This window comes from Mesorhizobium sp. M4B.F.Ca.ET.143.01.1.1, from assembly GCF_004792275.1.
Lineage (GTDB): Bacteria > Pseudomonadota > Alphaproteobacteria > Rhizobiales > Rhizobiaceae > Mesorhizobium > Mesorhizobium abyssinicae.
This window is the reverse complement of record NZ_SRSR01000149.1, coordinates 1-372: the sequence shown is the minus strand read 5'-3', so window position 1 is coordinate 372 and position 372 is coordinate 1. Positions and strand designations below refer to the sequence as shown.

Here is a 372-nt window from a genome sequence, read left to right as displayed (position 1 = left end):
TTGTTCGATCCGCTGACGAAAGGCTTGCGACCGGAAAGATCGCTGCGCGCCGTCATCTGCTTGCGCGAAAACAGCACCGCCGGCAGGTCGCGCAGGATTGCCAGCTTCGGCAGGGACTTGAGTTTCGTCTTGAGCTTGCCTTGCGAAGGCAGGGCATAGAAATCGAACAGCGTGCCTCCTTCGATATCGACGGTTTTGGAAATCCACATCTCGACCAGCGTTGAGAAGGTCGGCCGCCGGACCAGTTGCCAAACGATGTCCTGATCGTTGATGGCAAGCACCGGGCCGTCAGCGGGCCCGATCCGCTCGCCGGTCCACAGCCTGACCGCAAAACCCGGCTTCAGCGTTTCGACGACCCTGCGTACGATACGC

The 372-nt window shown here is 60.5% G+C and carries 1 pseudogene; it reads right to left on the bottom strand.

The features are described 5' to 3' along the window. Positions 1-372: pseudogene (locus EN786_RS36380) on the bottom strand (SAM-dependent methyltransferase); the annotation flags it as partial.